Genomic DNA, 7,068 nt, shown 5'->3' with positions numbered 1-7,068 from the left:
TCGTCAAGATTACATTGAATGGCACAGACAGAAGTATTCAAGACAGGAATCATCTCATTGAGGAGCGCAGTGACGAGAAATTGTCATGCTGCGTTCTGTAGTCGAGTTAAGAAGGTGACTTCTTAGCTTAGATAACATTTTGCTACCTGTATTGACTGCGGCATCTGCTTGCAAGTGTGTCCTGTTGAAGGAGCGATTGTGCCAGAAGAAAGGCCGGAACTACAAAAAACCCCCCAGTAATTGGCGGGATGAATTCAGACTGCGAGAAACTCTGACGCGTCTTGATTACAATATGCTCAATTTACTTTTATCCAAGAGCTATTTGATGCTTTACCTTTTGGTTTTACTATCGTCTATTGTTGTAATCGCGATCGCTCACAATTTATTTTACACTGCTCTCGATTTATTTATTCGTGATCTGCAAACATCAGAAATCCCCTAACTTGCTGTCGGTGGAGGTAATAGGTCTGAATTTTTTATCATTAAACTGCATAAAACCAAGACTTATTTCGTAATGATCGAGAGTCTGGATACTTTAGTTAGTTAGGGAAGTATTTAGGCAGTGGTGTTGTAGATAATACCTTTGGGTGCTATCTACGCGCTACTTAAAAGTTGACAATTGTTTTTTATTCTGTTTATTTTAATTAAAGGTTAAACAATAAAAAAAGCCTTGCTTTACAACAAGACTTAAAAAAGTAAGTAACTAGAAAAGACGATCTTAACGAACCGTATTAGCCAAATTATCTACCCGAATTGGCTTGACTAAGTACATTTTTATTAACTCTACGCCGTTGGAAACGTAGTAAGGTAATTTGCGTAACAGCTTGATTGGCGCAGCAGAATTAGAGCTAGCAATTTTAGTTAGTTTCTGATTGTTAGCCACGCACTTTTCTAAACGCTGATAGAAATCAGGGTGTTCTACATCCAATACAATAGGAAATACTCTGCCTGCGGTGTCGTTGGTTTGTTTGATGACGTATTTATCATACTCGCGAGCATCTAAGCCCAAAGACTCATAAAAGCCAGAACGCTGAACGTCATTCAAATACATCGTCGCAAATACGGAAAGTAAAAAGAAGCGACTCCACAGTCTTGCTCTCCAGTCATTAAGAAACTGAGGTTGAGACTTCATGATGGCATCAAAAAAATCGCCATGACGGTTTTCATCCTGACACCAGTTCTCAAAGAAGCTGAAGATAGGGTAAATTTCGTTTTCAGGATGCTGCTGGAGATGACGGAAAATAGTGATGTAACGCCAGTAACCGATCTTTTCCGAAAGATAGGTAGCGTAAAAAATAAACTTAGGCTTGAAAAAAGTATACTTACGGCTTTTGGTTAGAAATCCTAAATCGAGTGAAAGATTGAAGTCAGACAAGGCCTTGTTTAAAAAACCAGCATGACGAGCTTCATCTCTAGACATAAGAGTAAAAATTTCCGCCAAGACAGGGCTTTTTCCTTTTAGACGTCTGCCTAGTTCTTTGTAAAGTAGAAATCCTGAAAACTCAGCAGTACAAGAACGTTCTAAAAATTCGATGAATACTTTACGAGTCTCGCCACTGATATTGTCCCAAGACTTTTGGAACTGCTCATCTCTGACAAAGTGATGGCGGTTATAGTCAACGCGAAACTCTTCTAAGATTGCTTGGAGTTCATCTTCGTTGACAGAGATGTCCATGTTAGCCATCTCTTCAAAATCGGTTGTGTAAAAGCGAGGAGTGAGAATAGTTTCTGCCGCTGGAGATTTTACTCCAGGACGAACTTCTTCAAATTGCGGTTTTTTAAGGCTGTCTACCATTATTAATACTTAACTTTTTTTCTATTAAATTGAACAGGCTGACTTTAATTGTTTAATTGCTATCATCAGAGGTCACTAAGCTTATATTCTCTAACAGTTGGGCAATCTTTCAACCGTTTGTTAACGAATATTAACTACCAAATTCATGAGAATTCATCTTCTGAAATACTGACAAATTATCGTGAGCGTTTAAAATTTTTTTAGTTGTTAGAAAGAATAATTGAACATGAAATATAGTGTTTGTTCCTCTTTAAATACACTTTCTTTTTAAGTTCAGGAAGATATTATTTACTCAAAGTTAGGGCTGCATTTTGACCTCCAAAGCCAAAGCTGAAACACATAGCATGATTAATTGCGATTTTTTTCGCCTGGGTAACTAGATTAAGCTCAAATTCAGAATTTTTTAAACCTACGCAGGGAGGCAAATAACTATGTTTTATCGCCATAAAAGTTAATGCAGTACTAATTGCTCCTGATGCACCCAAAGTATGACCTGTTGCTCCTTTGGTAGAGCTAAGCGCAACCCTTTGAGGGAATATATGTTGAACCAACTGCGCTTCATGGCGATCGTTTAAAGTTGTGCTAGTACCGTGAGCATGAATATAATTAATCGCTTGAGCTTCTAATCCACTCCGCTCTAATGAGTGTTTAATTGCTCTGGCCGCACTCCCATTAACTGCTTGAGGTGTGGTCATATGGTAAGCATCACAGGTAAAACCAAAGCCTTGAATTCTACCGTAGATCTTAGCTTGACGACGTGTAGCTGACTCGGCTGTTTCTAAAACAAATATCGCTCCACCCTCGCTTAACACTAAACCTTCTCGCGATCGATCAAAAGGATAACAGCCCGTACTCGCTAACGCACCCATTTGTTCAAAAGCAGCCAAAGTCAGGGCGCTAATTGGAGCTTCTACTGCACCAGCGATCGCTTTTTCGCATCTACCCGTTTTGATTAGCTCATAGCCTCTAGCTAATGCCCAAATTCCTGTTGCACAAGCAGCCATAGGCGCTAAGACTGGAGCAGTAGTTTGTAGATAACTACCTGCGATTATTGCAGGTTGATGAGGTAAAGTCTCTAACCAATCAGAGGCTAAATTACTCAATTTACCGTCTCGAGAGTGGGTTGCTAATTTTTCCCAGGTTGCCTGAGAACTACGACTAGAGCCGATAACCACACCACATTCGTCAAGTGGAACTTGGAGTTTGGCATCTTTTAAAGCATCAACCAAGATCTTTTGGGTTAAATCATCTATTCTGCTTGGTCGAGAATTGATTAGTCCTAGAGGATAAGCAGGGAGTGCATCAAAAAGCTGTCGCGATCTAATCCCTGACTTGCCCTGTAAAATACTCGACCAAGTTGATTGAAGTGATCCGAGACAGGATATTAATCCTATCCCAGTAACAACCACATCCATAGGTTTTAAAATCGATCAGCTTTGGGTCTAAAAATGTTAAATGAACTCACAAGCAAAAATTAAAACCTGTTTATTTCTTAAGGTTTTCTAAACCTTCTACTACTTTAGCTGTGCCAATGCGATCGCCTTGCTTAATGCCGTCAACTATATCCATACCCTCAACCACTTTGCCAAAGACAGCATAGTCTCCATCCAAGGAAGGTAAGTCTTCAAGGGCGATATAAAATTGGGAAGAAGCCGAATCGGGCATAGCAGAACGAGCCATCGCGATCACACCGCGATCGTGTTTTAAGACTACAGAAGAACCAGAAAGTTTTGCCTTGCTGTAAGTAGGCTCATCATCTCCCTGTAACTTGATTTCTAGGGGAATGCGTCTTTCTGAACCAGTTTTGGGATCGCTAAAGCCCCCTGTCCCTAATTGTCCACGGAAGTTGGGATCTTTTCCTTGAGGATCTCCACCTTGAGCTACAAAACCAGGAATCACTCGGTGAAAAACTAATCCGTCGTAAACACCTTGATTGACTAAATCGACGAAGTTCCCCGCAGTTGTTGGTGCTTCTGTGCCATTGATTTCAATCAAGATAGGGGAACCATTGACCTGTAATTCTACTTTTGCCATCCCTTCTAGCTGGGGCAAATTATTACTCATTGTTTTATTGTTGTTTTTGGCACTCGCCAGTTGTGATTGATTAGTTGCCAGATTATCAGATGATGAGCCTGATTGTGAAATATCTGTCGCTGATGTCGCACATCCTCCCAAGACTAAGCTACTGATTAGCAGTAACGAAAACATTTTGATTAACCACACATTAGATTTTTGAGTCATATTTTGAATTTTGACTGATTACCCCTGATGACATTGACCGTTGTAGCTTAATTTTTATTAAACTAGTGTAGTTTTGTATATTCTCGGCGAGGGCAAAACTACAGATTCAAATTTTTGGTGTCATAATTTTTAAGTATATCTTTACAATTCCCTCAGCAAAACTATTTTAGATATTGTATTATATATGTAATTGAATGAGCGAATTATGCCACACGAACAATTAGATTTATCAAGTAACAAACCAATCTTGTCTTGGGCGAATCATCAGCTTGATAATCGAGAAGCCCAAATGGCAAAAAATGTAGCATCTCTTCCTTTCGTTTTTAAACACCTGGCACTGATGCCCGATGTTCATTTGGGAAAAGGAGCATTAGTGGGTTCAGTCATTGCGACAAAAGATGCGGTAATTCCTGCGGCTGTCGGTGTTGACATTGGTTGCGGGATGGCTGCGGTTAAACTGCCTTTTACGGGCGATCGCCTGGAAGGAAAGTTAAAAAACATTCGTCATCAAATAGAGCGATCAATTCCCGTGGGGAGATGGGAAAATAAAAGCATTGAGAAGAAAGTTACCAATTGGCAAGGATGGCGAGATTTTAAAGAATTGCATCCAGGTGTACAGGATCTAGATAATAAGGCCCAGAAGCAAATGGGTTCTTTAGGTGGTGGTAATCACTTTATCGAGCTTTGTTTAGACACAGAAAATCATGTCTGGCTGATGCTTCATTCTGGTTCACGACATATTGGCAACAAGTTGGCTCAATGTCATATTTCTACAGGTAAAAAGCTGGCAGAGTTAGCTAATCTTAGCTTGCCCGATCCTGACCTAGCTTATTTTGTGGCAGGTACGCACGAATTTGAGGCTTATTGGCGCGATTTACAGTGGGCGCAAGATTATGCTCGTTTCAACCGAGACGTAATGATGGAGCGTTTTAAACGGATTGTCGAAGAATTTGTTACTGGAGGGAAGGAAATTAAGCCTCTGTTATCCGTAAATTGTCACCATAACTATGCCGAAAAAGAAGTTCATTTTGGCGAAGATGTTTATGTAACTCGCAAGGGGGCAGTACGCGCTCAACCAGAAGACTATGGCATAATTCCTGGTTCAATGGGGACGAAATCTTACATTGTTAAAGGTAAAGGAAATCATGATAGCTATTGCTCTTGTTCTCACGGTGCGGGAAGGTTAATGTCTCGTACCAGAGCGAAAAAAGAGTTTACGGTGGAGGATGTGATTGAGCAAACTCAGGGAGTTGAATGTCGCAAGGATAGCAAAATTATCGATGAAATTCCTGGGGCATACAAGCCGATCGAAGAGGTTATGGCACAGCAATCAGATTTAGTTGAAGTTGTCGCCACCATCAAGCAAGTGGTATGTATCAAAGGATGATGATTCCAATCCAGTAACGAGAAAAAAAGACGATCGCTTTAATAAATCTTCCATAAAGCGATCGCCAAGTATTTTTTTATATTTATTTTACAGCCTACAATCCTTCTAAAGGAATTTGTAAAAATCTTGCTAGCTCTGCTCCTTGGTTTTCTAAAGTCGCAAGTGCTATGGGTTCGCCAACTCGGGTCAAAGGAATATCTCTTCTTTTTTTAGAGCGCAAATATAAAGCTCGCTTAGGACTTAATCCTTCTCTTATTTCGACTCGAACAGACTGCACTTCTTCTATGGGAATCTCAACTTCTACCCGTCGATTTTTGCCAGGATACCCTTGACGTGCGATCGTTACTTTACCTGTGTCTTTATCAAATTCGTTGTAGCCACCACCTACATTCCAAACCAAAAGTAGCCATAGGTATGTAGCCAGAAGTGATCCTGCTACACCATAAAAAGTTAGAGCAACTCCTTGGGGAATAAACTGTAATTCGCTAGTATCCGAAACAATTAACAAATTGGTTTTAAAATAGCTAGATAGACCAGCCAACAAGAATCCTATTCCGCCTATTGTTACTATAACTGCCCACAGCAAATTACTTAGTCTGCGAGAGCCAAGAATATCATGTCTTAATGTTTGTTGTTTCGTTTGATTGGTTGTCATTACGATTGTCTTAAATTTGATTAATATTTTTGGGTACTAATAAAAAATTTTGCTTGCTTCTTCTACTTTCTCATTTAGTTGATTCAGTAAAAACTTAATCAATAGAAAGACCTGGCATTTTATGCTGGAAACTGATGTTTGACTTTACCTCAAGTCGTAATATGTCATTTTGTAAAAATTTTCCTAATCAATATTTATGGCTCTTACCCCAGAATAGCGAGCTAAGTTTTGGGTTTAAAAGCTGTCTTTATTCGCGTGGTAGCAGTATTTTCATGTTATTTTAATATAAAGTACTTAAGTGCTGTGGCTGAATCTATATTTGTTACGGTATCTTAAGAAAAGTTTCATCTGATGACAGGAAATACTACCTGGTAATCTGGTAAAGTTTTATAAATCTTGGTAATTCTCAAGTTTATTTGAGATAAATACCTAAGGCATGATAGAAAAGTACATTTTGATAGATCTTGCAGTCTAAATATTATCTAAGCAAGAGGATTAAAAAATATGACAATAGCAGTAGGACGCGCGCCAGCCAAACGCGGCATCTTTGATGCGGTAGACGACTGGCTCAAGCGCGATCGCTTTGTATTCGTAGGATGGTCAGGAATCCTGCTCTTCCCCTGTGCCTACATGGCAATTGGAGGATGGCTAACCTGCACCACATTCGTAACCAGCTGGTACACTCACGGATTAGCTTCTTCTTACCTAGAAGGATGTAACTTCCTAACCGTAGCAGCATCAACACCCGCAGACAGCATGGGACACTCCCTGTTATTTTTATGGGGACCAGAGGCAGGGTGGAGTTTCACCCGCTGGTGTCAAATCGGGGGACTGTGGGCGTTTATCGCGCTACACGGTGCTTTTGCGCTAATTGGCTTCATGCTCAGACAATTTGAAATCTCGCGTTTAGTCGGAATACGACCTTATAACGCGATCGCTTTTAGTGCGCCCATCGCCGTATTTGTCTCAGTATTTTTGCTTTATCCACTA

The 7,068-nt window shown here is 40.1% G+C and carries 6 protein-coding genes and 1 pseudogene; 3 read left to right on the top strand and 4 right to left on the bottom strand.

Features of this window, described 5'->3' with window-relative positions:
- The first annotated feature begins 138 nt into the window (after positions 1-138).
- Positions 139-240: pseudogene (locus V6C71_03285) on the top strand (4Fe-4S binding protein).
- Between the two features lie 478 nt (positions 241-718).
- Here V6C71_03285 and acsF read toward each other — a convergent pair.
- From acsF to V6C71_03270, 3 genes are all read right to left on the bottom strand, one after another.
- Positions 719-1,795: a magnesium-protoporphyrin IX monomethyl ester (oxidative) cyclase gene (gene acsF / locus V6C71_03280; protein HEY9767515.1), complete on the bottom strand. Its 1,077-nt coding sequence runs from the start codon at positions 1,793-1,795 to the stop codon at positions 719-721.
- Between the two features lie 284 nt (positions 1,796-2,079).
- A complete protein-coding gene (locus tag V6C71_03275) occupies positions 2,080-3,210 on the bottom strand; it encodes a beta-ketoacyl-ACP synthase (GenBank protein ID HEY9767514.1) in 1,131 nt (376 codons plus the stop codon).
- Between the two features lie 70 nt (positions 3,211-3,280).
- Positions 3,281-4,036 carry a peptidylprolyl isomerase gene (locus V6C71_03270; protein ID HEY9767513.1) on the bottom strand — a complete coding sequence of 252 codons (756 nt, stop codon included), beginning with the start codon at positions 4,034-4,036 and terminating at the stop codon, positions 3,281-3,283.
- Between the two features lie 205 nt (positions 4,037-4,241).
- Between V6C71_03270 and V6C71_03265 the strand changes: the two genes are divergently transcribed.
- The gene (locus V6C71_03265; GenBank protein HEY9767512.1) at positions 4,242-5,423 is read left to right on the top strand and encodes an RtcB family protein; all 1,182 of its coding nucleotides are present in this window, start codon (positions 4,242-4,244) and stop codon (positions 5,421-5,423) included.
- 94 nt (positions 5,424-5,517) lie between these two features.
- Here the strand turns inward: V6C71_03265 and V6C71_03260 are convergent, their stop codons facing one another.
- Positions 5,518-6,078: a photosystem I assembly protein Ycf4 gene (locus tag V6C71_03260; GenBank protein ID HEY9767511.1), complete on the bottom strand. Its 561-nt coding sequence runs from the start codon at positions 6,076-6,078 to the stop codon at positions 5,518-5,520.
- Positions 6,079-6,582: 504 nt separating this feature from the next.
- On the opposite strand from V6C71_03260, the gene V6C71_03255 reads away from it, so the two are divergent.
- On the top strand, positions 6,583-7,068 hold a 486-nt coding region (locus tag V6C71_03255; protein HEY9767510.1), incomplete at its 3' end, for a photosystem II D2 protein (photosystem q(a) protein).

Source organism: Coleofasciculaceae cyanobacterium (assembly GCA_036703275.1).
GTDB lineage: Bacteria > Cyanobacteriota > Cyanobacteriia > Cyanobacteriales > Xenococcaceae > Waterburya.
This window is presented reverse-complemented; position numbering and strand designations above follow the sequence as displayed.

What these genes read in the sequence shown, in the direction of transcription:
- acsF (HEY9767515.1), bottom strand. Translation starts at nt 1,795, where the DNA reads ATGGTAGACAGCCTTAAAAAACCGCAATTTGAAGAAGTTCGTCCTGGA.
- V6C71_03275 (HEY9767514.1), bottom strand. Translation starts at nt 3,210, where the DNA reads ATGGATGTGGTTGTTACTGGGATAGGATTAATATCCTGTCTCGGATCA.
- V6C71_03270 (HEY9767513.1), bottom strand. Translation starts at nt 4,036, where the DNA reads ATGACTCAAAAATCTAATGTGTGGTTAATCAAAATGTTTTCGTTACTG.
- V6C71_03265 (HEY9767512.1), top strand. Translation starts at nt 4,242, where the DNA reads ATGCCACACGAACAATTAGATTTATCAAGTAACAAACCAATCTTGTCT.
- V6C71_03260 (HEY9767511.1), bottom strand. Translation starts at nt 6,078, where the DNA reads ATGACAACCAATCAAACGAAACAACAAACATTAAGACATGATATTCTT.